Raw genomic sequence first — 24,325 nt, 5'->3', positions numbered from 1 at the left:
GTGGGTTGGGTTCTGGCGACGGGGCAGTCGTCCAGGCTTGCTCAATCCTCCAACGCCCGCACCAGCATCCCGGCAAGGGTTTCAGCGTCGTGCTTCTGCGTGTCAAGCACGATGTCCGGGTTCTCCGGTACCTCGTACGGCGAATCGATGCCGGTGAAGTTGCGCAGCTCGCCGGCGCGGGCCTTCGCATAGAGGCCTTTGGGATCCAGTTTCTCGGCTGCCGCAAGGGGCGTGTCAACGAAAACCTCGAGAAACTCGCCATCACTGAACATGCGCCGTGCCATCTTCCGCTCCGCGCGGAACGGCGATATGAAGCTCACCAGCACCACCAGTCCCGCATCCACCATCAAGCGCGCCACTTCCGCCACGCGACGGATGTTTTCTACGCGGTCCTCGTCGGTGAAGCCAAGATCGTTGTTGAGGCCGTGGCGGATGTTGTCGCCATCCAGTAGGTAGGTATGCCGGCCCATCGCCAGAAGCTGCTTTTCTACCAGATTGGCGATGGTGGATTTCCCGGCACCCGACAGCCCGGTGAACCAGAGGCATCGCGGCCGCTGGTGCTTGATCAGCGCACGTGCGGTCTTGTCCACGTCGACGTGCTGCCAGCGGATGTTGCCGGCACGGCGCAGCGCGAAGTCCAGGGTGCCCGCGGCCACCGTCGCGTTGCTCTGGCGGTCGATCAGAATGAAACCGCCCAGTGCGCGGCTGTCAGAATAGGATTCGAAGCCGATCGGCCCACTGAGATACAGGTTGCAGTACCCGACCTGGTTGCATTCGAGCGACTTGGCAGCCAGGTGGGTCTGGGTGTTGACGTCGATCTGGTACTTCAACTCGGTGACGGTTGCGCCGACCGTGCGGGCGCCGATCTTGAGCCAGTAGGGGCGGCCGGGAAGCAGCGGCTGCGCGTCAAACCACAGCAGGTTGGCGGCAAACTGGTCGGCCACTTCCAGCGGAGCATCGGCCGCGCAGATGATATCGCCGCGGCCGATGTCGATCTCGTCGGCCAGGCCAACCACGACGGCCTGGCTTGGACCGGCCCGGGTTACCACGCTATCTCCGCTGTATATGCGGGTCACGGTCGAGGCGCTGCCCGAAGGCGACACGGTGATTGCATCGCCGACTGCCACGGATCCCGCCAACAGCGTGCCGGCAAACCCACGGAAATCCTGGTCCGATCGACACACCCATTGCACTGGCAGACGGAATCCACCTGTCGTTGTGGCTGGATCTATCAAGACGCTTTCCAGGTGACCCAGCAAAGGCGGTCCCTGGTACCACGGCATATGCGGGGAGCGTTCCAGCACGTTATCGCCCTTCAGCGCCGAGAGTGCGATGCAGGTGACCTTATCAATGCCGAGCTGTGCGGCCAGTTGACGGTAGTCGTCTGCGATCGCCTCGAATACGTTCCGGCGATAGTCGACGAGATCCATCTTGTTGACGGCCAACACCACGTCCCGGATACCCAGCAGGGACAGGATGTAGCTGTGGCGCCGTGTCTGTGTGAGCAACCCTTTGCGGGCATCCACGAGCACGATGGCCAGATCCGCCGTGGATGCGCCGGTCGCCATGTTGCGGGTGTATTGCTCGTGTCCCGGGCAGTCGGCGACGATGAACTTGCGCCTGTCGGTATCGAAGTAGCGGTACGCGACGTCGATTGTGATGCCCTGCTCGCGCTCGGCGCTGAGTCCATCTACCAGCGATGCGAAGTCGATCCCATTACCGTTGGCGCCGGTGTGGGCGACGTCGGCGACCAGCGCTGCGGCCTGGTCGTCCAACAGCACCCGTGCGTCGTACAGCAGCCGGCCGATCAGGGTGCTTTTGCCATCATCCACGCTGCCGCAGGTAATGAAGCGCAACAAGCCCTTGGCTTCGTGACGTTGCAGGTATTCGGTTATCGCGCCGGACGAATCGCCAGCATCGTTTGCGTGGACAGCCTTGCGAGTGATTTTTACGGCGCTGCCGTCACTTGTGGCGCCCATCAGAAATAGCCTTCCAGTTTCTTCTTCTCCATCGATGCCGCAGGATCGTGATCGATCACCCGTCCCTGGCGTTCCGACGTCGTGGTCACCAGCATCTCGGCGATCACCTTTTCCAGCGTGTCGGCATTGGACTCAATGGCACCGGTCAGCGGGTAGCAGCCCAACGTCCGGAAACGCACCATTTTCATCACCGGCGTTTCGTCGAGGCGCAGTGGCAGGCGATCGTCATCGACCATGATCAGAGCGCCGTCGCGTTCCACCACGGGGCGCGGCGCAGCGAGATACAGCGACGGGACTGGGATGCTCTCGCGCAGGATGTACAGCCAGACATCCAGCTCGGTCCAGTTGGAGATCGGAAATACCCGCACCGATTCGCCCTTGTGGATGCGGGTGTTGTAGATATTCCACAGTTCGGGGCGCTGGTTTTTCGGGTCCCAGCGGTGGTTGTTGTTGCGGAACGAGAAGATGCGTTCCTTGGCGCGGGATTTTTCCTCGTCGCGCCGGGCCCCACCGATCGCGGCATCAAAGCCACCAGCATCAAGCGCCTGTCTCAAGGCTTGGGTCTTCATCACGTCGGTGTGGACAGTCGCGCCGTGGGTCGGCGGTCCAACCCTGTCAGCCAGACCCTCGGGATTGATATGCGTGTGCAGCTCGACGCCGGTCTCGCGGGCACGACGATCGCGGAAGGCAATCATTTCCGCGAACTTCCAACCGGTGTCCACATGCAGCAACGGGATCGGCGGCCGGGCGGGATGAAAGGCCTTCAACAACAGGTGCAGTAATACCGAGCTGTCCTTGCCGACGGAGTACAACATCACCGGCTTGGAGAACTCCGCCGCGACCTCCCGGAGGATATGGATGCTCTCCGCTTCCAGGCGGTCAAGGTGGGTGAGGGTGGTCGACTCGGGCATGTGCGGTGTGGGTTGGGCCCGGGCAGGGCGGGACAACGCTTGATGCTACTGCATAGGCCGTGCGCCCCTTCCCGGCAAGTACGCCAAAACAACGAAGCCGCCCTCAGGCGGCCTCGTCATTCAGATCAGGCACCGCTCAAGCCTGGGTGAACTCAACCCCGGTCTTGCTGCGCAGTTCGTCCTCGCTCACGCCCGGCGCCAGCTCGACCAGCTTCAGTCCATCGTCGGTGATGTCCATGACTGCCAGGTCGGTGATGATGCGGTTGACGACACCCAGGCCGGTCAACGGCAACGTGCATTCGGGCAGGATCTTCGGCTCGCCTTTCTTTGTGGTGTGCTCCATCAGCACGACCACGCGCTGCACGCCGGCGACCAGGTCCATCGCGCCGCCCATGCCCTTGACCATCTTGCCCGGCACCATCCAGTTGGCCAGGTCGCCCTTGTCGGTGACCTCCATCGCGCCCAGGATCGCCAGGTTGATGTGGCCGCCGCGGATCATCGCGAACGAGTCGTGGCTGCCGAAATAGCTCGCGCCCGGGCGCGCGGTGACGGTCTGCTTGCCGGCGTTGATCAGGTCGGCGTCCAGTTCGTTCTCGGTCGGGAACGGTCCGATGCCGAGCAGGCCGTTCTCCGACTGCAGCCACACGTCCATGCCGTCGGGGATGTAGTTGGCGACCATGGTCGGCAGGCCGATGCCCAGGTTGACGTAGGCGCCGTCGGTGAGTTCCTGCGCGGCGCGCTGCGCCATCTGCTCGCGTGACCAGCCCATTACTTGCCTCCTTCGCGCACGGTGCGCTGCTCGATGCGCTTCTCCGGGTTCGGGTTGTGCACGATCCGGTCCACGTAGATGCCCGGCAGGTGCACCTGGTCGGGGTCGATCTGGCCGACCTCGACGATGTCTTCCACTTCCACTATGCAGACCTTGCCCGCCATGGCGCAGGCCGGGTTGAAGTTGCGCGCGGTCTTGCGGAACAGCAGGTTGCCCGCCTTGTCCGCCTTCCATGCCTTGACCAGCGCCACATCGGCGACCAGCGCGGTCTCCATGACGTAATGCTTGCCGTTGAACTCGCGGGTCTCCTTGCCCTCGGCGACCACGGTGCCGTAGCCGGTGGCGGTGAAGAAGGCCGGGATACCCGCGCCGCCGGCGCGCAGGCGCTCGGCCAGGGTGCCCTGCGGGGTGAATTCCAGGTCGAGCTCGCCGGCCAGGAACTGGCGTTCGAATTCCTTGTTCTCGCCGACGTAGGACGACACCATCTTGCGGATCTGGCGCGTCTCCAGCAGCAGGCCCAGGCCGAAGCCATCCACGCCGGCGTTGTTGGAGATCGCGGTCAGCCCGGTCACGCCGGAGTCGCGCAGGGCCTCGATCAGTGCCTCTGGGATGCCACACAGCCCAAATCCGCCAACCGCCAAGGTCTGGCCATCGGCCACGACACCCTGCAGGGCGGTGTTTGCATCGGGGTAGATCTTGCTTTTTGCTCCGCCGACCGGCGGTGACACGGCACTGGCCTGGGCCATGACGAAACTCCTTGTTCGGGATGACGCCAGTCTAGCGCGACGCCCGCTGCGGGCCGAAGCGTACGTTCGGCCAATGGTCGCGGGCCAGATGCAATGACGCCGCCCGCAGGCGGCGCCGCCACGGTCATCAGTGGGTGGTCAACCGTCGCTGGCTTCCAGCTTGTCCAGTGCGGCTCGCAGCGCCTTGGCAGGCAGATAGCCGCCGAGCTGGCTGCCGTCGCGGGCGATGATCATCGGCGTGCCGGTCAGCCCGACGCTTTGGCCCACCTTGTACTGGTCGGCCACGGTGTTCCGGCAGTTGCGGCTCTCCACCTCACCGCTCGACTTGGCCCTGGTCAGCGCGCTCTTGCGGTCGGGCGAGCACCAGACCGAGACCATGTCGTTATAGCCTTCGCTGCCGATCCCCATCCGCGGGAACGCCAGATATTCCACCGCAATGCCCTCGGCGTTGTACTGCTTGATCTCCTCGTGCATCTTGCGGCAGTAGCCGCATTCCACGTCGGTGAACACGGTGACGGTGTGTTTGGGGTTGGGCGGAGCGAACACGATCCGCTCGCTCGCCGGAATCGTCTTCAACAGCTTGTTGCGCATGCCACCCAGGGTGGCTTCGCTGAGGTTCTTCTGGGTCCGGGTGTCGAGCAGCGCGCCGCCGGCGCCGGTGAACAACAGGTAATTCCCGTCGTCGCTGACGTAGATGACCTGCCCGCCGACGACCGCCTCGCGGAAGCCGGGCATGGGGGCCTTGCCGACGTACTCGACCTTGACCTCGGGGTTGAGCGCGGCGATGGCGGCGACCGCGCGCTCCTCGGGGGAGCCGGGCGCCGGCTTCGTGGACTCGGGGGCGTTCGCTGCAGCGGCCTGTGCCGCCTCGACATCGTCGGCGGTGGCGGGGGCCTTGGCGCACGCGGAGATGCTGAGCATGCCGAACGCCGCGGCAAGTAGGAGTCGCTTCATGGAGGTTCCTGACGGTGCGGACGCGCCATGCGCGACGCAAAAATAAGGGGAACGGATTGTTGCACGCGGCGCCTGCACGGCGACCGTTGCTCGCGTGCCGGCTTCAATCGCGCAGGAAGTATTCCACCGTCGTCACCACGCGCACCCGCTTGATCTGCGGACTGCTCTGGTCACGGTCGCTGATGCTGACCACGCCCTGGTTGGCACTGCGGATCCCGTCCAGGCGTGAGTCGGAGTCCTTGGCGAATTGGACCGCGGAGTCGCGCGCGGCCGCTGTTGCCTCGGCGATCAGTGCCGGTTTGATGTCGTTGAGCTTGGTGTAGTCGAACTCCGGCGAGCTGTCCTCGCCGATCATCACGCCCTGGGTCACCAGCTCGCCGGTGCGCCGGACGGCTTCCAGCGCGCCCGCGACGTTGGTCGTGCGCAGGCTGACCGTGGTCGCGTACCGGTAGCGCTCCGGCGGCCGGCTGTCGCCGTAGGCCCACGCCCAGCGGTCTTCCAGCCGCGGCGGCGACACCACGATCTCATCGGGCTTGAAACCGGCGGCCTCGAAGAACCCGCGGATGATCGCGGTGTTCGCGTCCAGGTGGCGCTGGACCTCGCCAAGGTCATTGCCTCCGACGGTATGAGGCAGCGGCCACACCACCAGGTCGGCATCCACGATCTTCTCGGCCGAGCCCTTGACCACCACGTAGCGGTCGGCGGTCTTGAGACGTTCCATGCCCTTGGCGGCGAACCAGCCGGCGCCAGCCAGGCCGACCATCAACAGGGCGGCGGCGATGATCGGGAGCGCGGGGCGGACGGTGATATTGGACATCTTCGGGTTTTCCGACGTGGTGTCAGGCAAGCGTACACAACCCGGATCTCTTCAGCAGGTTTGACTCCCCAAGACCGGTCGGGGTTGTCAGTGGCCCCCGGGGCGCCGACTATGCACGCCGACGTCGCGTGCGCCCACGGCTGCTGCCATGAACAACGAACTGATCTACCTGCTGCTGATATTCGGCCTGCTGGTCATCCCCCGCGCGCTGCAACGCTTCCAGTTGCCGGCTCCGATCACCTGCCTGTTGCTGGGCCTGGGAGCGGTGTTGTTGTGGGGGAGCGCATGAACGACTCGGTAATCGTGCTGCTCTCCACCCTGGGCATCTCCTCGTTGTTCCTGTTCGCGGGGCTCGAGGTCGAGGTCACGGCGCTGCGCAAGGAGGTCGGCCGGCTGCTGGTCTACCTCACCACCCAGATCGCCTGCCTTGTCGGCGTCGCTTGGCTGGGGTGGAAGTACGCCGAGCTGGGATGGCAGGCCGCGGCGCTGGTCTCACTGGCGCTGCTGACGCCGTCCACCGGCTTCATCGTCGACACGCTGGAGCGCCTGGGGCTGAACGCGGATGAGCGGTTCTGGGTGACCAGCAAGGCGATTGCCGGTGAACTGCTGGCGCTGACGGCCTTGTTCGTGGTCCTACAGGCGGGCGACCCCACCCAGCTGGCGATTTCCTCCGGGGCGATGGTGCTGATGATGGTCGGCCTGCCGCTGGTGTTCATCGCGCTCGGCCGCTGGGTGATGCCGCACGCGCCGGGCTCGGAATTTTCCCTGCTGGTGATGGTCGGCATGGTGGCGGCGTACATCACCTACAGCCTTGGCGTGTATTACCTGGTGGGCGCATTCATCGCCGGCCTGGTCGCGCGCCTGCTGCGCTTTCGCATGCCGCTGCTGGCCTCGGACGAAAACATCCACGCCCTGCGCCTGTTTGCGACCTTCTTCGTGCCCTTCTACTTCTTCCACGCCGGCACCGAGATCTCCCGCGATGCGCTGACCTGGGAGGCCGCCGGCCTGGGTGTCGTGCTGACACTGGTGATCGTGCCGCTGCGGATCGGCCTGGTCTGGCTGCAGCGCCGGGTGATGTTTGGCGAGGGACACAAGAGCAGCCTGAAGGTCTCCGTCGCGCTGGCCCCGACGCTGGTTTTCACGCTGGTGCTGGCCAATATCCTGCACAAGGAGTTCGATCTGTCCGCCACCTTGTTTGGCGCGCTTATCCTTTACACCACGCTAAACACGCTGCTGCCGTCGCTGGTGTTCCGCTCCCCGTTCGATGTCGACCTGTTCGACGCTCCGCTGCCGCCGCATCCGGAGGACCGGATGGGCACTGCGGGCGACGCGGGCGAGGCGCCTGCGGTGTCGCACGGGCCAAACACAACTATATAAGTGCCCGGACGCATGGGCACTTCCAGGCGCGACTTGAACGGGCGGCTTTCGTCCCCATTCCAGCTACCTCGCGCACCGCGCCGCAAATACCGCGATAAACGGGGTTCCCGGCCGGCGCAGCTCACCGACTGTCGATCCGACGCGTTTGCTCACTCAAGGGTTCTGTTCCCATGCCGATCTATGCTTTTGAATGCGCCGCCTGCGGTCACGATTTTGATCGCCTGCAGAAACTGTCCGATGCCGATCCCATCGATTGCCCGGTGTGCGGCAAGCCCGAACTCAAGCGCCAGCTGACCGCGCCGCAGTTCCGCCTGTCGGGCACCGGCTGGTACGAGACCGACTTCAAGAAGGACGGCGACACGAAGCGCAACCTGGCCGGCGACGGTGCAGCGCCGAATGCGACAGCGAAGAGCGGCGAGGCCAAGCCCGAAGCGAAGCCCGAGGCGAAGCCGGCGGAAGCCAAAGCGACCGCGGGTGCGCCGGCCACAGCCAAGCCGGCGCCAGCCGCCGGCGCCTGAACGGGTTCCCGGAACGGGCAGCCAGCCCGTTAAACTAGCCGGTCCAGCCGGGACTGCCCGGCGCGTCCCGTTTCCGGAGCCACCATGCGTACCCATTTCTGCGGCCTGATCGATGAAAGCCTGATCGGCCAGACCGTGACCCTGTGCGGCTGGGCCGACGTCGCCCGCGACCTGGGCGGCCTGTGTTTCATCGATCTGCGCGACCACGAGGGCATCGTCCAGGTGGTGGCCGAGCCGGCGGACGTGGAAGGCAACGACCGCGTCATCGCCACCGCCGCGCATGTGGGCTACGAGGATTGTCTGCGCGTGACCGGCCAGGTGCGCCGGCGCGAATCGGTCAACAACAAGATCCCGACCGGCCAGGTCGAGATGGTGGCAACGGCCATCGAGGTGTTGAACAAGGCCGAGCCGCTGCCGTTCCACGCCCATGAAAACCCGGGCGAGGACATCCGCCTCAAGTACCGCTACCTGGATCTGCGCAGCCCGGAGATGCAGCGCAAGATGCGCACCCGCACCCGGCTGGTGCGCGCGCTGCGCCGCTGGCTGGACGAGCGGGATTTCCAGGACATCGAAACCCCGATCCTGACCAAGGCGACCCCGGAAGGCGCGCGCGACTTCCTGGTGCCGGCGCGGATGCATCCCGGCGAGTTCTACGCCCTGCCGCAATCGCCCCAGCTGTTCAAGCAGATCCTGATGGTGGCCGGCTTCGACCGCTACTACCAGATCGCCCGCTGCTTCCGCGACGAGGCCCTGCGCGCCGACCGCCAGCTCGAGTTCACCCAGCTCGACATGGAATTCGCCTGGGTGCAGGAGTCCGACGTCCAGGACACCGCCGAGGCGATGATCCGCGATGCCTTCCGCGAGGTGATGGACGTCGAGCTGGGGCAGCCCTTCCCGCGCATGACCTGGGCGGAGGCGATGCGTCGCTTCGGTTCCGACAAGCCGGACCTGCGCATCGCGATGGAGTTCACCGATATCGCCGAACTGGTCAAGGACTGCGAGTTCAAGGTCTTCACCGACTGGGCCAACGATGCGAAGGGCAGGGTGGTCGCCCTTTGCGTGCCCGGCGGCGCAACCCTGTCGCGCAAGCAGATCGACGAGGTCGGCGCTCACGCTGCCAAGTACGGCGCCAAGGGCCTGGCGTGGATGAAGGTCACCGACCCGGCGATGGGCCGCGAGGGCGTCAATTCGCCGATCGCCAAGTTCCTCGACGATGCGACGCTGACGGCGATCGTGCAGGCCACGGCCGCCAGCGCCGGCGATCTGCTGCTGTTCGGCGCAGCCGCGTGGAACACCGCCACGGACTTCATGGGCGCGGTGCGGCTGAAGGTCGGCAAGGACCTGGGGCTGGTCCGCGAGGGCTGGGCGCCGCTGTGGGTCACCGACTTCCCGATGTTCGAGTGGGACGAGGAGGCCCAGCGCCACGTCGCCCTGCATCACCCGTTCACCGCGCCAGCTGTGGACGATGTCGATTCGCTGCGGGCCAATGCACACACGGCGGTCTCGCGCGGCTACGACATGGTCCTCAACGGCAACGAGATCGGCGGCGGCTCGATCCGTATCCATCGCCCGGCGATGCAGGCGGCGGTGTTCGAACTGCTGGGCATCGACGCCGACGAGCAGCAGGCGAAGTTCGGCTTCCTGCTGGACGCGCTCAAGTACGGCGCGCCCCCGCACGGCGGCATCGCCTTCGGCATCGACCGCATCGCCGCGCTGATGGCCGGCACCGAGTCGATCCGCGACGTCATCGCCTTCCCCAAGACCACCGGTGCGCAATGCATGATGACCGGCGCGCCATCGCCGATCGCCGATGAGCAACTGGCCGAGATCCACATTGCGGTGCGCCCGAAAAAGTAGGTTTCAGCCATGACCCCCGTGATCCGCCGGGCCACGGTCGCCGACGCGGCAACGCTGTCGGACCTGGCCACGCGCACCTTCTCCCAGACCTTCGGCCACCTCTATCCGGCTGAGGATCTGGCTGCGTTCCTGGGCGAGAACTACACGGTCGATCGGCAGCGGACCATCCTGGCCCACCCGGCCTACGGGGTCTGGCTGGTGGAGCAGGACGGCGAGGCGGTCGGCCATGCCGCGGCCGGCCCGTGCGGACTGCCGCATCCGGACGTCCATCCCGCCGATGGCGAACTCAAGCGCCTGTACCTGCTGGCGCACATGCAGGGCGGAGGGCTCGGCGGCGAGCTGTGTCGGGTCGCGCTGGAGTGGCTGCTGCGCGACGGGCCACGCACGCTGTGGCTGGGAGTCTGGTCGCGCAACCTCGCCGCCCAGCGGTTCTACGCCCGTCGCGGCTTCCAGCACGTCGGCGACTACGAATTCCCGGTCGGTCGCGTCCGCGATCACGAGTTCGTCCTGCGTCGCCCGCCCGTGCCGCTGGCCTGAACGGGCTTCGCCAGCCAACCCGCACCTACACGGTGCTGCCCCCTGCAACGAGGCAGAATGGAGGCTCACTCGGCACAGGGAGTTCGACCATGAAAGCCATGACTGCGGGCATCGCCGCATGCGTTCTGACCCTTGGACTCGCCGCCTGCGCAAGCACACCGGTGGCCGGTGCGGGGCCCGGCCAGCTTCCCGCGGTGGGACCGGTCCAGGTCGCGTGGAACGATCCGGCCACGTTCCGCGAAATCAGCTACGGCCGCGACCTCATCGATACCCGGCGTGGCGTCTGGATCGAGCAGCTGGCGACCTACCTGCGGACCCAGGCGGAGCGCCGCCTGCCCGCCGGTGAACAACTGCAGGTGACTTTGCTCGACGTGGACCGCGCCGGCGAGTACGAGCCGTGGCAGGGCCCGCGCTATGACGATGTGCGGATGATGCGCGACATCTACCCGCCGCGGATCACCCTGGAGTTCCGCCGTCTTGATGCAGCGGGGCAGGTGATCGACGAAGGCCGCCGACAGCTCACCGACATGGCCTACCTGTCGCGTTCCGGCATCGGCCGCGACAACGATCCCTTGCGTTACGAGAAGCGCGTGCTGGACGACTGGCTGCGCCGGGAATTCACGGCGCCCTGAGCGTGGCGGCAGACGCCGAGGGCAATCCCGCCAGTTCCGATCATGCGGGTGCGCCGGGCCGTCGCGTGTTGTTGCTGCACGGCCTTTGGATGCCCAGTGCATGCATGGCCTGGCATGCGCGTCGGTTGCGGCGCGCCGGGTTTGCGCCCGAATTTTTCGGTTATGACACCGTTGGCGGCGGCCCCGCACGGGCCGTCCCCGAGCTGGCGGAGGCCTTGCGCGAACCGGCGGACATCGTCGCCCACAGCCTCGGCGGGCTGATCGCCGTGCGCGCACTGGAGCGCGAGCCGGGCTTGCCGGTGCGGCGCGTCGTCTGTCTGGGCACGCCGCTGGCCGGCAGCGCGGCGGCCACAGGGATCGCGCAACTGCCGGTGCTTCGACGCTTTCTGGGCCGCAGCGCGCGGTTGTTGCGCCGGGGCTGCCAGGCGTGGGACGGCGACGCAGAGCTGGGCATGGTGGCCGGCAACTCGGGTCGCGGTCTCGGACGTTTCTTTGGCGACTTCGGCGGCTCCAGCGACGGCACCGTGGCGATCGCGGAGACCCGGGTACCGGGGCTGGCGGATCACATCGTGTTGCCGACCAGCCACAGCGGCATGCTGCTCTCCGCGCCCGTGTCGCGCCAGGTCATCGCGTTCCTGCTCAGCGGTCGCTTCGACCATGGCCGATGAGGTGCCAAGCCCATTGGGGCGGGCCGACAGAGTTCGCCCACCGGCGGCCCGGCTTCACTGGTTGGAGTAAAGTATCCGGCTGTCACCGTTCACTCAATTGGACACTGCACATGGGTAGGGGACCGTCAATCGAGGGTCGCAAGAACGCCTCGGACGCCAAGCGCGGCAAGATCTTCACCAAGCTCATCCGCGAGATTTCGGTCGCCGCGCGTGCCGGCGGGGGCGACCCGACCAGCAATCCGCGCCTGCGCTCGGCCATCGAGAAGGCCTACAGCGCCAACATGACCAAGGACGTCGTCGAGCGCGCGGTCAAGAAGGCAACCGGCGAGCTGGAAGGCGTCAACTACGAGGAAATCCGCTACGAGGGCTACGCGCCCGGCGGAGTCGCAGTGATAGTCGACTGCCTGACCGACAACAAGGTCCGCACCGTGGCCGACGTGCGCCACGCATTCGGCAAGTTCGGCGGCAACCTGGGTACCGACGGCTCGGTTGCCTTCATGTTCAACAAGCTGGGCGTGCTGACCTACGGGGCCAATGCCGACGAGGACGGCATCACCAACGCGGCCATCGAGTCGGGCGCGGACGATGTCGTGGTCTACCCCGAAGACGGCGCGATCGAGGTGTTCACCACCCAGGACGCCTATGAGGCGGTCAAGCAGGCGATGGTGGACGCCGGTCATCCGCCCGGCCACGCCGAGGTGACCTGGCGCGCCGACAACGACATCGCTGTGGAGGGCGAGGTGGCCGAGCAGGTGGTCAAGCTGCTGGCCTGGCTGGAAGACCTCGACGATGTGCAGAACGTCTACTCCAACGCCGACCTCGGCCTGGACGCCTACGCCTGAGGGCGTGGGCCGGCGACGTGATCCGCATCCTGGGCATTGATCCCGGTTCCCAGTGGACGGGGATCGGGGTGATCGACGTGGGCAGCGACGGGCGCTGCCGTTACGTGCACTGCGAGGCGCTCAAGCTGCTGTCGGCGCCGGACTTCCCGGCACGCCTGGGGCTTCTCTGCGAAGGCCTGGAGCGCGTGCTCGACCAGTGGCAGCCGCAGCAGGTCGCCATCGAGACCGTGTTCATGGACAAGTCGGCGATGTCCGCGCTCAAGCTCGGCCACGCCCGCGGCGCGGCGATGGCGACGGTGGTGCGGCGCAAGCTTGCGATCAGCGAATACGCCCCGCGGGTGATCAAGCAGTCGCTGGTCGGCAAGGGCGCGGCGGACAAGCTGCAGGTCCAGCACATGGTCCGGTTGCTGCTGAACCTGTCGGCGATGAAGCTGCAGGCGGACGCCGCCGATGCGCTGGCAGTCGCCCTGACCCACGCGCACATGAGTGCCACCGCGGCCCGCACCGGAGTGGCGGTGACCCAATTACGGAGACGCGGCACATGATCGGCAGACTGAAAGGCAACGTCATCCACAAGCAGCCGCCCTGGCTGGTGGTCGACGTCAATGGCGTGGGCTACGAGCTGGAGGCGCCGATGAGCACCTTCTACGACCTGCCCGAGCTGGGCCGGGAAGTCTCGCTGTTCACCCACTACGCGCAGAAGGAGGACAGCGTTTCGCTGTACGGCTTCCTGCGCGATTCCGAGCGCCAGCTCTTCCGCGAGGTGCAGAAGGTCAAGGGCATCGGCGCGAAGATCGCGCTGGCGATCCTGTCGGGCATCAGCGTCGACGATTTCGTCCGCACCGTGCAGGCCAGCGACGTGGCCGCGCTGTGCCGCATCCCCGGCATCGGCAAGAAGACCGCCGAGCGAATGGTCGTCGAGCTGCGCGACCGCGCCGGCGACATGGGCGGGGAGGGCGTGATCCTGTCGCCCTCCGACATCCCCCGCGATCCGCAGAGCGAGGCGGTCATTGCCTTGCAGCAACTGGGCTACAAACCGGCCGAAGCTGCGCGTATGGTGCGTGACGCTTCCCCCGGCGCGGCCGATGACGCCGCCGCCATCATCCGCAAGGCGTTACAGTCCGCGCTTCGTTGAGCGTGCCGCTCACCTGTTTTCGCCGCTGACCCACTGCCCCATGTCGACACCCAAGATTCCCCCCGCGGGCAACGGCGCCCGCGCCGACGCTGCCGGCCATGGCCAGGTGGGGCTGGCCGGGCTCATGATGGGTGCCATCGGCGTCGTCTTTGGCGACATCGGCACCAGCCCGCTGTACACCCTGCGCGAAGCCTTCAGTCCGCATTACGGCCTGACCGCCAACCACGACACCGTGCTGGGGATCCTGTCACTGGTGTTCTGGGCGCTGATGCTGGTGGTGACGGTGAAGTACGTGACCATCATCATGCGCGCCGACAACGAGGGCGAGGGGGGCATCATGGCGCTGATGGCACTGGCCCAGCGCACCCTGCCCAAAGGCTCGCGGTCGGCCTACGGCGTCGGCATCCTGGGCGTGTTCGGCGCGGCGCTGTTTTTTGGCGACGGGGTCATCACTCCGGCCATCTCGGTGCTTTCCGCGCTGGAAGGGCTGGAGGTCATCGCCCCCGAGTTCGGGGCCTGGGTGGTCCCGCTGACCGTGGTCGTGCTGGTGGCGCTGTTTTCCAGCCAGCGTTTTGGCAGCGGGCGCGTGGGCAAGGTGTTCGGGCCGATCACCGGGATCTGGTTCCTGTCATTGGCCGCACTTGGGATCCTCAACATCACCCACGCGCCGCAGGTGCTGCACGCGGTCAATCCCATGTGGGCGGTGGAGTTCTTTGCGGTCCACCACTGGCACGGCATCTTCATCCTCGGCGCGGTGGTGCTGGCGGTGACCGGTGGCGAGGCGATCTACACCGACATGGGTCACTTCGGTGCCAAGCCGATCCGCTACGCGTGGTACTGGTTCGTGCTGCCGGCGCTGGTGATCAACTACCTGGGCCAGGGCGCGCTGGTGCTGGAGGATCCGGCCGCGATCCGCAACCCGTTCTACGTGGGCGTGCCGGAGTGGGCGCGGATGCCGATGGTGGTGCTGGCGACCATGGCCACGGTGATCGCATCGCAGTCGGTCATCACCGGCGCGTTCTCGGTCACCCGCCAGGCGATGCAGCTGGGTTACATCCCGCGCATGCACACCAAGCACACCTCACGCGACACGATCGGCCAGATCTACATCCCCGCGGTAAACTGGGGAATGATGGTGGTGGTGATCGCCCTGGTGCTGGCGTTCGGCAACTCGTCATCGCTGGCGACCGCCTACGGCGTGTCGGTGTCGGGCACGATGCTGATAGACACCCTGTTGCTGGCGATCGTCGCCCAGGCGACCTGGAAGCATCTGCGGCGCTGGGTATTGCCGCTGTGCGTGGTGTTCATCATCGGCGACATCGGTTTCGTGATCGCCAACGGCGCCAAGATCCTGCAGGGCGGCTGGTTTCCGCTCGCCGTGGGCGTCGTCCTGTTCACCCTGCTGCGCACCTGGCGCCGGGGCCGCGAGTTGCTGCGCGAGGAGATGCAGAAGGGCGGCATCCAGCTGGAGAGCTTCCTGCCCGGCCTGATGCTGGCTCCGCCGGTGCGGGTGCCGGGCACGGCGGTGTTCCTGACCGCCGAGAAGGGCGTGGTGCCGCACGCCCTGCTGCACAACCTCAAGCACAACAAGGTGCTGCACGAGCGCAACGTGTTCCTGACCGTCGATACCCTGAAGGTCCCCTACGCCCCCAGCGAGCGGCGCCTGCAGATCGATGCCATCGGGGATGACTTCTATCGCGTGGTGGTGCGTTTCGGGTTCATGGAAACCCCGGACGTGCCGCTGGCGCTGATGCGTTCCTGCGACCAGGACGGCATCGCCTTCGATCCCATGGAAACCACCTACTTCGCCAGCCACGAGACGGTGGTGGCCGCAGCGCGTGGCGGCATGCCGGTGTGGCGGGACAAACTGTTCGCCTTCATGCACCGCAATGCCGCGCCGGCGACCGGGTTCTTCCGCATCCCGGGCAACCGGCTGGTCGAGCTTGGCTCGCAGGTGGAGATCTGACTGCCTGGCGCGGTGTTCTCTGTGCGCGTGTCCGTCAGTGAGCGACCGATGCCGGGCGCCGCGCACCATGCGACCATAGCGCGATGAACGAGGACCGCATCATCGCCGCAGACGCCACCTCCGAGGACGAGGCTCTCGAGACCTCGATCCGGCCCCGGCGGCTGGACGAGTACCTGGGCCAGGTGCCCGTCCGCGAGCAGATGAAGATCTACATCGAGGCGGCCAAGGGGCGTGGCGAGGCGCTCGACCACGTGCTGATCTTCGGACCGCCCGGCCTGGGCAAGACCACCCTGAGCCACGTCATCGCCAACGAGCTGGGCGTCGGCCTGCGCCAGACCTCCGGCCCGGTGATCGAGAAGGCCGGCGACCTGGCCGCGCTGCTGACCAACCTGCAACCGTTCGACGTGCTGTTCGTTGATGAGATCCATCGTCTGTCGCCGGCGATCGAGGAGGTCCTGTACCCGGCGATGGAGGACTACCAGCTCGACATCATGATCGGCGAGGGTCCCGCTGCGCGCTCGATCAAGCTCGACCTGCCGCCCTTCACCCTGATCGGCGCGACGACCCGTGCCGGCCTGCTGACTGCGCCCCTTCGCGACCGCTTCGGCATCGTCCAGCGGCTGGAGTTCTACAGCCCGGAGGAGTTGACCCGGATCGTGCGGCGCTCGGCCGGAATACTCGACATAGCGTGCGCGCCCGAAGGCGCGGCGGAGATCGCCCGGCGCTCGCGGGGCACGCCGCGCATTGCCAACCGGCTGCTGCGGCGCGTACGCGACTTCGCCCAGGTGCGCGCCGGCGGCATCATCGACCATGCCACCGCGATCGCCGCCATGGAGATGCTGAAGGTCGACCCGGAAGGCTTCGATGAGCTGGACCGCCGCCTGCTGCGCACCATCATCCAGTCCTTCGATGGCGGCCCGGTCGGGGTGGAATCGCTCGCCGCCGCGCTCAGCGAGGAGCGAGGTACGCTGGAAGATGTCATCGAGCCCTACCTGATCCAGCAGGGCTACCTGATCCGGACCGCCCGCGGCCGCATCGCATCGCCCAAGGCTTACCGCCACATCGGCCTGACCCCACGCTCGCCGGTGGGCGAGCTCTTCGACGACCCGGTTTCCGGCGATGCCATGCCGGGTTCTCCTGGCCAGTAACCGGTCCGTTCCCACCGCATGTCACTGGAGTCCTTCGCTATGCCTGCGTTCAGCCTCCCCGTCCGTGTTTACTGGGAAGATACCGACGCTGGTGGCGTGGTCTACCACGCGCGCTACGTCGCCTTCCTGGAGCGGGCGCGCAGCGAGTGGATGCGCGACCAGGGCTACGGTCAGGAACTCCTGCGCCATGAGCATGGTCTGGTGTTCGCAGTCCGGGCGATGGAGATGGATTTCCTCAAACCGGCGCGGCTCGACGACGTCCTGCAGGTCGGCGTCGGGTTGCAGGAATGCCGCCGCGCCAGCGCGGTGTTCGTACAGGAGGTGCGCTGCGAAGGCCGCCTGCTGCTGACCGCGACGGTACGGATCGCCGCGCTGGATGCCGGCGGCTTCCGGCCACGGGCGATTCCCTCGCCATTGCTGGAGGCGTTGCAGGCGCAGCAGCTTCCCGCGACCTGACCGCCACGGGCCACCGCGACAAGACGATGTATATCCAGGCTTCCATCCCCAATCCAACGCATATTTCGCCCACGCACCGGGCACCGGAGATCCAGGCATGACCCCAATGCTGAGCCTGATGCAGGCCGCCACCGCCGTCGAACCCCTGCCCGAGGAGGCCGCCAGCGCGAGCACCAACCTGGCTGCCACGCTGCCGCCGGCGATCACCAGCGACGGTGGCCTGGATATCCTGCAGCTGATCCTGCATGCCTCCCTGCCGGTGCAGCTGGTGATGGTGTTGCTGCTGTTCGCCTCCATCGCCTCGTGGGTGATCATCTTCCGCAAGACCAAGGTGCTCAACCGCGCCGAGCGCGAAGCGGAGACCTTCGAGGAGCGCTTCTGGTCGGGGACCGAACTGAGCAAGCTCTACGCCGGTGCGACCAGCCGCAACCGCGACACCGGCGGCATGGAGTCGATCTTCGAAAGCGGCTTCCGCGAGTTCTCCCGCCAGCGCCGCGTCGCCGATACGCGCATGCAACTGGAAACCGCCCAGCGCGGCATGCGGGTGGCCAGCGCGCGCGAGCTGGACGGCCTGGAGCGCAACCTGGAGTTCCTCGCCAACGTCGGTTCGATCGCGCCCTACGTCGGCCTGTTCGGCACCGTCTGGGGAATCATGATCTCGTTCCAGGGTCTGGCCAACGTCACCGAGGCGACCATCGCCAGCGTCGCACCGGGCATCTCCGAGGCCCTGATCGCGACCGCGATGGGCTTGTTCGCCGCAATCCCGGCCGTGTGGGCGTACAACCGCTTCGCCACGAAGGTCGAACGCATCGCGGTGCGTTACGACGCCTTCTCCGAGGAGTTCTCCTCGATCCTTGAGCGCCAGGTGCCGCAGGAGTGATCGACGGCGCGCGCCGCAACCCTGCGCGCCCACGCCGGTCCTGACCTTCCGCCGCCCCAAGAATCCGGAAACCCCCTATGTCCGCCCCCTACCGACGACGCCGCAAGCGCCAGCTCAAGGCCGAGATCAACGTGGTCCCCTACATCGACGTGATGCTGGTGCTGCTGATCATCTTCATGGTCACCGCGCCGCTGATGAACCTGGGCGTGGGCGTGGAGTTGCCTCGTTCCAACGCCAAGAGCCTGGCGCAGAAGCAGGAGCCGGTGGTGGTCAGCGTGGACGCCGAAGGCAACTATTTCCTGACCCTGCAGGGCGCGCCGCAGGAAGCGATGCAGCCCGAGGAACTCACTGCCCGCGTCGCCGCGTTCGTCAACAACAACCCCGATGTGCCGGTGTACGTGGCCGGTGATCGCGCGGCCAACTACGAGGTGGTGCTCAATGCGATGGCACTGCTGCAGTCGGCCAACGTGCCACGCGTCTCCCTGCTGACCCGGCAGGCGGAGACTCCGCCAAAGTGAGGGAAACGCGCGCCGACACCCAACAGGCCATCGTGCTGGCGATCGTCCTGCACGTGATCCTGTTCGCCGCGATGTTCGCCGGCATGCTCTGGACGCGCAGCGCTGCGCCACAGTCGGCCGCAGGTGCGCCGGTGGAAGCCGACCTGGTGGATGCCAACGCGCTCTCCGCTGCCATGCAGAGCGTGCTCGAGGATCGCCCGGAGCCGGCGCAGCCGCTGCCCGAACCGATCGATGAGCCTGTTGACGAGCCCGTCGAGCCGTCTCCTGCGCCGACGCCGCAACCGCAGCCGCTGCCCTCGCCTGTCCCGGAGGATTCGCCGACCCCGCCGCAGTCGCAGCCGCAGGACTTCATCCCCAAGCCCGATACCGTCGAGCAGGCCGAAGTGGTCGCCACGCCGACTCCGACGCCGTCCGACGAGAAGAAGCTGCAGGAAGAAAAGCGCCGCCAAGCGCAGGTGGACCTGACCGAGCGCGAGCGCCAGCAGGAAGCCGAGCGCAAGCGCCGGCTGGCCGAGCAGGCCAAGGAAGCCAGGGAAAACGAGGAGCGTGAGAAGAAGCTCGCAGAAATCAAGCGCAAGCGCGCCGAGGCCGAACGCGAGATCAAGCTGGCCGAGCAGAGACTCAAGCAGGTCGCCGACGCGCAGGCGCGTACTGCCAGCCGCAGCGCCGAGAGCAGCGGCGAGTCAAGCGCCAGCCCGCCATCGGGCAACAACGGTCGCGATACCGGTTTGGAATCGCAATATGCGGCGGCCCTGCAACAGGCGATCGTGTCCAAATGGACGCGTCCGGAAACCGTGCCACTGGGTTCCAAATGCACGATCGTCATCAAGCAACTGCGCGGTGGCGAGGTGACGAGCGCGAAAGTGTCGTCGCCGTGCGCCTACGATGAACAGGGCAGGCGTTCGATCGAGGCCGCTGTCCTCAAGGCGCAACCGCTGCCGTATACCGGCTTTGAATCGGTCTTCGCGCGCACCCTGACGCTCAATTTCCAGGCCGCCGACCGCTAGTTTCCTCCGCGTTCGCCCGCTTCGCGCGTTCAGCTTTGAGAAAGCGTTCACACGGATGCTGGTACACCTTCAGCCTCACCACGGGACTTGCCGAATGAAACGAATCACCCCGAGACTGCCTGCGCTGTTCGCGATCCTGGCTTTCCTGCTCGTGCTGCCCTTCTCAACGATGGCGCAGCAACGCGGCCTGGAGCTGGATATCGTCGGCGGCAGCGCGTCGGCCCTGCCGATCGCCATCGTTCCGATGCCCTACCAGGGCAGTGGTACGGCACCCGAGACCGACGTCGCGGCGGTGATCGCCGCCGACCTCAATCGTTCCGGCCAGTTCCGCACCCTGCGCGAGGCCGATCTGGTCGAGCGGCCGACCCGCGGCAGCGAGGTGAATTACCCGACCTGGCGCGCGCTCAACCAGGACTACCTGCTCGTTGGCCGCGTGGTGGATGCCAGCGGTGGCTACCGGGTCGAGTACGAACTGTTCGACGTCGCCAGCCAGCAGCGCCTGCTCGGCTTTGCCATGACCGCGCGCGGCACTGCGATGCGCGACGTGTCGCACCAGATTGCCGATGCGGTCTACGAGAAGATCCTCGGGGTGCCGGGCGCCTTCTTCACCCGCATCGCCTACATCACCGCCAAGGGCCTGGGCCGTTCCACCAGCTACTCGCTGATGGTCGCCGACTCTGACGGGTACAACCCGCAGACAGTGGTGAGCTCGCCCGAGCCGCTGCTCTCGCCCAGCTGGAGCCCGGACGGCAATCGTCTGGCCTACGTCAGCTTCGAGAGCGGCAACTCGGCGATCTACATCCAGAACATCAGCACCGGCAGCCGCGAGGTGGTGTCCAAGTTCCGCGGCATCAACAGTGCTCCGGCCTTCTCCCCGGATGGCCGCCGCCTGGCGCTCACCCTGTCGCGCAGCGGTAACCCCGAAATCTACGTGATGGATCTGGGCAGCAAGGCGCTCAACCAGTTGACCAACCACTTCGGCATCGACACCGAGCCGGAGTGGAGCGCGGACGGCAGCGAGATCTACTTCACCTCCGACCGCGGCGGCAATCCGCAGATCTACAAGGTCGCCGCCGGTGGTGGCAGCGCGAGCCGGGTCACGTTCCAGGGCACCTACAACGCCAGCCCGTCGCTGTCCTTCGACGGCAAGAAGCTCGCCACCGCGCAAGGCGCGGGCAATACCTACCGCATCGCCATGGCCGACTCCAGTCTCGGTTCGCCGCGCTGGAGCACGCTGTCACCGGGCTCGCTGGATGAGTCGCCTGATTTCGCACCCAACGGCGCGATGATCATCTATGCTGCGCGGGAAGGCACCCGGGGTGTGCTCTATGCGGTGTCGTCCGACGGCCGCGTGCGTCAGCGCCTGGTGCTGGCCGATGGCGATGTACGTGAACCGGCCTGGGGTCCATACCGGAAACCGCAGTGATGCCGTCCTGATCAGTGGGCGTCGCTGGCCGCGCAGTACCCGTTGGACCGTTTCCAGCTCAATCGTTCCGTTCCAGTGTTTCTACCACCGCTCCGCTCCATCGTTCCACCCTCCCATTCCGCCAAGACGAGGAAACAACCATGAACAACACCACCCGTGTCCTGATGGTCGCACTGCTGTGTGCAGCCGCCATCGGCTGCTCCAAGAAGGTCAAGGAAACCCCCCCGGTCGATACCGGCACCACCGCCCCCGGCGCGCAGACCACTCCGGGCACCGCCGCCGGCGTCTACGGTCCCAACGATCTGGACACCGACTCCTGCCTGCGCCAGCGGGTGGTCTACTTTGACCTGGACCGAGACGCCCTGCGTCCGGAGTTCCAGGCCCTGGTGGGTTGCCACGCCAAGTACCTCCGTGACCGTCCGTCCTCGCGCATGACCCTGGAAGGCCACGCCGACGAGCGCGGCAGCCGTGAATACAACATGGGCCTGGGCGAGCGCCGCGGCAATTCGGTTTCCTCCGCGATCCAGGCCAACGGTGGTTCGGGCGGCCAGCAGAACGTGGTCAGCTACGGCGAAGAGCGCCCGGTATGCACGGCGTCCAACGAAGACTGCTGGGCCAAGAACCGTCGCGTCGAGATCATCTACACCGCCAAGTAAAAGGTAACGATGATGATGCGCAAATTGTCCATCACAATTGCGACATCGCTGGTTGCAGCGGCGGCCCTGGTGGCCGCCGCACCTGTTTCGGCCCAGCGCATGAGCCTGGCCGAACGGGTTGGCGTGCTGGAACAGCAGGCTGGCAACAATGACGCGACTGTCGACCTGCTGCGGCAGGTGAACATGCTCAAGGAAGAGGTCACGTCCCTGCGCTCCCAGGTCGAGGAGCTCAATCACTCGCTGGGGCAGCTCAAGGACAACAGCCGGGCGCAGTTCCTCGATATCGACCAGCGTCTGGAGGATCTGGAGGGCGGGGGCGCGGCACCGCGGCCTGCGGCGGCGGTCGGCTCCGATGCACCACCAACACCGCCCGCAAAGCCCGTCGCCGAGCGCGCGCCGAGCGTGCATGGCGACGCCGGCACGCTGGCGATGGGGGCGGACGAGCGCGAGGCCTACGATGTCGCTTTCAATGCGTTGAAGAACGGCGATTACGTCGACTCCGCGCGCCTGTTTCACTCCTTCCTCGGCCATTACCCGGACGGTGTGTACGCGCCCAATGCGCTCTATTGGCTGGGCGAGAGCTACTACGTCACCCAGAACTACAAGTTGGCGGTAACCCAGTTCAAGGCATTGCTGGATCGCTATCCCACCCACGACAAGGCGCCTGGCGCATTGCTGAAGGTCGGCCTGGCCCAATACGGGCAGGGCGATGAGGACGCCGCCGAGCGCACCCTCACCGAGGTGACGACACGATTCGCCGGCAGCGATGCCGCGCGCATCGCCACCGACCGGCTGGGCGCGATCCAACTGGGCCGCCTGCGCTAGGCAAGCCGGCACGGCAAGGAGCCGCGTCGGCTAAAATGGCGGCATGAACCCTGTTACCTCCGCAGCGGGCGTACTGGCGCCTGATCGCCTGCGCCTGACCGAGATCTTCCTGTCCCTGCAGGGCGAGTCGCGCAGCATCGGCTGGCCGACCGTGTTCGTGCGCCTGACCGGTTGCCCGCTGCGCTGCCAATACTGCGACACCGCGTATGCGTTCCATGGCGGGCAGTGGTGGGAGTTCGACGCGATCCTGGCCGAGGTCGCGCGGCATGGGGTGCGCCATGTCTGTGTCACCGGTGGCGAGCCGCTCGCGCAGAAGCGTTGCATTGGTTTGCTGGAGCGCCTGTGCGATGCCGGTTATGAGGTATCGCTGGAGACCTCCGGCTCGATCGACATCAGTCCGGTGGATACCCGCGTGTCGCGCGTACTGGACCTGAAGACGCCCGGATCGGCGGAGGTCTCGCGCAACCTTTGGAGCAACATCGGCCAGCTGACTGCGAATGACCAGGTCAAGTTCGTGATCTGCTCGCGCGAGGACTACGACTGGGCGCGCGGGGTGATCGACGAGCATGGCCTGACCGCGATCTGCGACGTCATGTTTTCCCCCAGCTTCAACCAGCTCAGTGCGCGCGAGCTGGCCGACTGGATCGTCGCCGACCGGCTGCCGGTCCGGTTCCAGCTCCAGTTGCACAAGATCCTCTGGGATGACGAGCCGGGTCGCTGACATGCACGGGTCACCAGACAAGAAGAAAGCAGTCGTCCTCGTCTCCGGCGGCATGGATTCGGCGGTCGTCATGGCGATGGCGCGCGAGCAGGGCTTCGCTCCGTACGCATTGAGCGTGGACTACGGGCAGCGCCACACGTCGGAGCTGGAGGCAGCGGCGCGCGTGGCGGCGCAGCAGGGGGCGATCGCGCACAAGACGGTGCGCATCGATCTGCGCAGCATCGGGGGATCGGCGCTGACTGACGACATCGACGTGCCGCTGGACGAGGTCGCAGGCGACGATGCCATTCCGGTGACCTACGTCCCCGCACGCAACACCATCATGCTGTCGGTGGCGCTGGGTTGGGCGGAAGTCCTGGGATCATCCGACCTGTTCTGCGGTGTCAACGCGGTCGATTATTCGGGCTATCCGGATTGCCGTCCCGAGTTCATCAGCGCCTTCGAGCGCCTCGCCAACCTGGCGACGAAGGCAGGCGTGGAAGGCGCCGGCATCCGCGTGCACGCGCCGCTGCAGCACCTGAGCAAGGCGGACATCGCCCGCGAAGGCGCGCGGCTGGGCGTCGATTTTTCCGGGACGGTATCGTGCTACCTGGCAGACGGCGAAGGCCGGGCGTGTGGCCACTGCGACGCGTGCCGCTTGCGCGCGGATGGCTTTGCCGCCGCAGGGATCGCCGACCCGACTCGCTACGCCTGAACCTGGACACGGAACATCGACGCTGCGGATGAAGCGGCTTCGCACAGCTCCGCGTACTTGCGTTAGAATTCACGCCCCCGGCGCAACGTCGGGGCCTGTGGGCCGTTAGCTCAGTCGGTAGAGCATCGGACTTTTAATCCGCTGGTCGATGGTTCGAATCCATCACGGCCCATATCTCTCTTCTGTTGTGCACGCCGACTTCCGCTGGTATTGGCGCCGCGTTCTCCACGTTGGCGCTATGGTGGATCGCCCGCATTGGCGGGTTGTCACTGATCGCCGGGGGCGA

At 66.5% G+C, this 24,325-nt stretch carries 25 protein-coding genes, 1 tRNA gene and 1 pseudogene; 21 read left to right on the top strand and 6 right to left on the bottom strand.

Annotated elements, in window-relative coordinates:
- Window positions 1-41 precede the first annotated feature (41 nt).
- The 6 genes from cysN to INQ42_RS10500 form a co-directional block, all read right to left on the bottom strand.
- Window positions 42-1,979: a sulfate adenylyltransferase subunit CysN gene (cysN, locus tag INQ42_RS10525; RefSeq protein WP_194034222.1), complete on the bottom strand. Its 1,938-nt coding sequence runs from the start codon at window positions 1,977-1,979 to the stop codon at window positions 42-44.
- On the bottom strand, window positions 1,979-2,890 hold the full coding sequence (gene cysD / locus INQ42_RS10520; RefSeq protein ID WP_194034221.1) for a sulfate adenylyltransferase subunit CysD: 912 nt from the start codon (window positions 2,888-2,890) through the stop codon (window positions 1,979-1,981). Before cysD ends, cysN begins: the two co-directional genes overlap by 1 nt.
- Window positions 2,891-3,026: 136 nt before the next feature.
- Entirely contained in the window at window positions 3,027-3,659 is a 633-nt protein-coding gene (locus INQ42_RS10515) for a CoA transferase subunit B (RefSeq protein WP_194034220.1), read from the bottom strand.
- Entirely contained in the window at window positions 3,659-4,405 is a 747-nt protein-coding gene (locus tag INQ42_RS10510; RefSeq protein WP_228064348.1) for a CoA transferase subunit A, read from the bottom strand. Before INQ42_RS10510 ends, INQ42_RS10515 begins: the two co-directional genes overlap by 1 nt.
- Before the next feature lie 138 nt (window positions 4,406-4,543).
- Window positions 4,544-5,359, bottom strand: coding sequence for a DsbC family protein (locus INQ42_RS10505; protein ID WP_194034219.1), 816 nt, complete (start codon window positions 5,357-5,359; stop codon window positions 4,544-4,546).
- Window positions 5,360-5,462: 103 nt separating this feature from the next.
- The gene (locus INQ42_RS10500; protein WP_194034218.1) at window positions 5,463-6,176 is read right to left on the bottom strand and encodes an SIMPL domain-containing protein; all 714 of its coding nucleotides are present in this window, start codon (window positions 6,174-6,176) and stop codon (window positions 5,463-5,465) included.
- A gap of 148 nt (window positions 6,177-6,324) precedes the next feature.
- Between INQ42_RS10500 and INQ42_RS10495 the strand changes: the two are divergent.
- The 21 genes and pseudogenes from INQ42_RS10495 to INQ42_RS10395 all read left to right on the top strand — a co-directional run bounded on the left by INQ42_RS10495 (window position 6,325) and on the right by INQ42_RS10395 (window position 24,211).
- Window positions 6,325-7,553, top strand: a pseudogene (locus INQ42_RS10495) (cation:proton antiporter).
- A 170-nt stretch (window positions 7,554-7,723) separates the two neighbouring features.
- The gene (locus tag INQ42_RS10490; protein WP_194034217.1) at window positions 7,724-8,071 is read left to right on the top strand and encodes an FmdB family zinc ribbon protein; all 348 of its coding nucleotides are present in this window, start codon (window positions 7,724-7,726) and stop codon (window positions 8,069-8,071) included.
- Window positions 8,072-8,155: 84 nt separating this feature from the next.
- Window positions 8,156-9,928, top strand: a complete 1,773-nt coding sequence (gene aspS / locus INQ42_RS10485; protein ID WP_194034216.1) for an aspartate--tRNA ligase — start codon at window positions 8,156-8,158, stop codon at window positions 9,926-9,928.
- 9 nt (window positions 9,929-9,937) lie between these two features.
- Window positions 9,938-10,465, top strand: a complete 528-nt coding sequence (locus INQ42_RS10480) for a GNAT family N-acetyltransferase (RefSeq protein ID WP_194034215.1) — start codon at window positions 9,938-9,940, stop codon at window positions 10,463-10,465.
- 89 nt (window positions 10,466-10,554) lie between these two features.
- Complete coding sequence (locus INQ42_RS10475; protein ID WP_194034214.1) at window positions 10,555-11,097, top strand: DUF3016 domain-containing protein; 543 nt, start codon at window positions 10,555-10,557, stop codon at window positions 11,095-11,097.
- Complete coding sequence (locus INQ42_RS10470; protein WP_407070814.1) at window positions 11,094-11,765, top strand: esterase/lipase family protein; 672 nt, start codon at window positions 11,094-11,096, stop codon at window positions 11,763-11,765. Before INQ42_RS10475 ends, INQ42_RS10470 begins: the two co-directional genes overlap by 4 nt.
- Before the next feature lie 110 nt (window positions 11,766-11,875).
- Window positions 11,876-12,607, top strand: a complete 732-nt coding sequence (locus tag INQ42_RS10465) for a YebC/PmpR family DNA-binding transcriptional regulator (protein ID WP_194034213.1) — start codon at window positions 11,876-11,878, stop codon at window positions 12,605-12,607.
- A gap of 17 nt (window positions 12,608-12,624) precedes the next feature.
- The gene (gene ruvC / locus INQ42_RS10460) at window positions 12,625-13,152 is read left to right on the top strand and encodes a crossover junction endodeoxyribonuclease RuvC (protein WP_194034212.1); all 528 of its coding nucleotides are present in this window, start codon (window positions 12,625-12,627) and stop codon (window positions 13,150-13,152) included.
- Entirely contained in the window at window positions 13,149-13,742 is a 594-nt protein-coding gene (gene ruvA / locus INQ42_RS10455) for a Holliday junction branch migration protein RuvA (RefSeq protein WP_193984421.1), read from the top strand. Before ruvC ends, ruvA begins: the two co-directional genes overlap by 4 nt.
- A 124-nt stretch (window positions 13,743-13,866) precedes the next feature.
- Entirely contained in the window at window positions 13,867-15,708 is a 1,842-nt protein-coding gene (locus INQ42_RS10450) for a potassium transporter Kup (RefSeq protein ID WP_228064499.1), read from the top strand.
- 83 nt (window positions 15,709-15,791) lie between these two features.
- Window positions 15,792-16,856, top strand: coding sequence for a Holliday junction branch migration DNA helicase RuvB (ruvB, locus tag INQ42_RS10445; protein WP_194034210.1), 1,065 nt, complete (start codon window positions 15,792-15,794; stop codon window positions 16,854-16,856).
- 18 nt (window positions 16,857-16,874) lie between these two features.
- Complete coding sequence (gene ybgC / locus INQ42_RS10440) at window positions 16,875-17,312, top strand: tol-pal system-associated acyl-CoA thioesterase (RefSeq protein ID WP_194034209.1); 438 nt, start codon at window positions 16,875-16,877, stop codon at window positions 17,310-17,312.
- 97 nt (window positions 17,313-17,409) lie between these two features.
- Window positions 17,410-18,192 carry a protein TolQ gene (gene tolQ / locus INQ42_RS10435; protein ID WP_407070766.1) on the top strand — a complete coding sequence of 261 codons (783 nt, stop codon included), beginning with the start codon at window positions 17,410-17,412 and terminating at the stop codon, window positions 18,190-18,192.
- A gap of 77 nt (window positions 18,193-18,269) precedes the next feature.
- Window positions 18,270-18,710: a protein TolR gene (tolR, locus tag INQ42_RS10430; protein ID WP_194034208.1), complete on the top strand. Its 441-nt coding sequence runs from the start codon at window positions 18,270-18,272 to the stop codon at window positions 18,708-18,710.
- A gap of 71 nt (window positions 18,711-18,781) precedes the next feature.
- Complete coding sequence (locus tag INQ42_RS10425) at window positions 18,782-19,717, top strand: TonB C-terminal domain-containing protein (protein ID WP_343224915.1); 936 nt, start codon at window positions 18,782-18,784, stop codon at window positions 19,715-19,717.
- A gap of 94 nt (window positions 19,718-19,811) precedes the next feature.
- Window positions 19,812-21,143 carry a Tol-Pal system beta propeller repeat protein TolB gene (gene tolB, locus INQ42_RS10420; RefSeq protein ID WP_194034206.1) on the top strand — a complete coding sequence of 444 codons (1,332 nt, stop codon included), beginning with the start codon at window positions 19,812-19,814 and terminating at the stop codon, window positions 21,141-21,143.
- 140 nt (window positions 21,144-21,283) lie between these two features.
- Window positions 21,284-21,799 carry a peptidoglycan-associated lipoprotein Pal gene (gene pal, locus INQ42_RS10415; RefSeq protein ID WP_194034205.1) on the top strand — a complete coding sequence of 172 codons (516 nt, stop codon included), beginning with the start codon at window positions 21,284-21,286 and terminating at the stop codon, window positions 21,797-21,799.
- Between the two features lie 99 nt (window positions 21,800-21,898).
- A complete protein-coding gene (gene ybgF / locus INQ42_RS10410; RefSeq protein WP_228064498.1) occupies window positions 21,899-22,624 on the top strand; it encodes a tol-pal system protein YbgF in 726 nt (241 codons plus the stop codon).
- 43 nt (window positions 22,625-22,667) lie between these two features.
- The gene (gene queE / locus INQ42_RS10405) at window positions 22,668-23,345 is read left to right on the top strand and encodes a 7-carboxy-7-deazaguanine synthase QueE (RefSeq protein WP_194034203.1); all 678 of its coding nucleotides are present in this window, start codon (window positions 22,668-22,670) and stop codon (window positions 23,343-23,345) included.
- Window position 23,346: 1 nt separating this feature from the next.
- On the top strand, window positions 23,347-24,039 hold the full coding sequence (gene queC / locus INQ42_RS10400) for a 7-cyano-7-deazaguanine synthase QueC (protein WP_194034202.1): 693 nt from the start codon (window positions 23,347-23,349) through the stop codon (window positions 24,037-24,039).
- A gap of 99 nt (window positions 24,040-24,138) precedes the next feature.
- A tRNA-Lys gene (locus INQ42_RS10395) sits at window positions 24,139-24,211 on the top strand.
- The last annotated feature ends 114 nt before the right edge of the window (window positions 24,212-24,325 follow it).

This window comes from Lysobacter avium, assembly GCF_015209745.1.
Lineage (GTDB): Bacteria > Pseudomonadota > Gammaproteobacteria > Xanthomonadales > Xanthomonadaceae > Novilysobacter > Novilysobacter avium.
The sequence above is the reverse complement of the archived record's forward strand: the minus strand, read 5'-3'. Positions and strand labels throughout refer to the sequence as shown.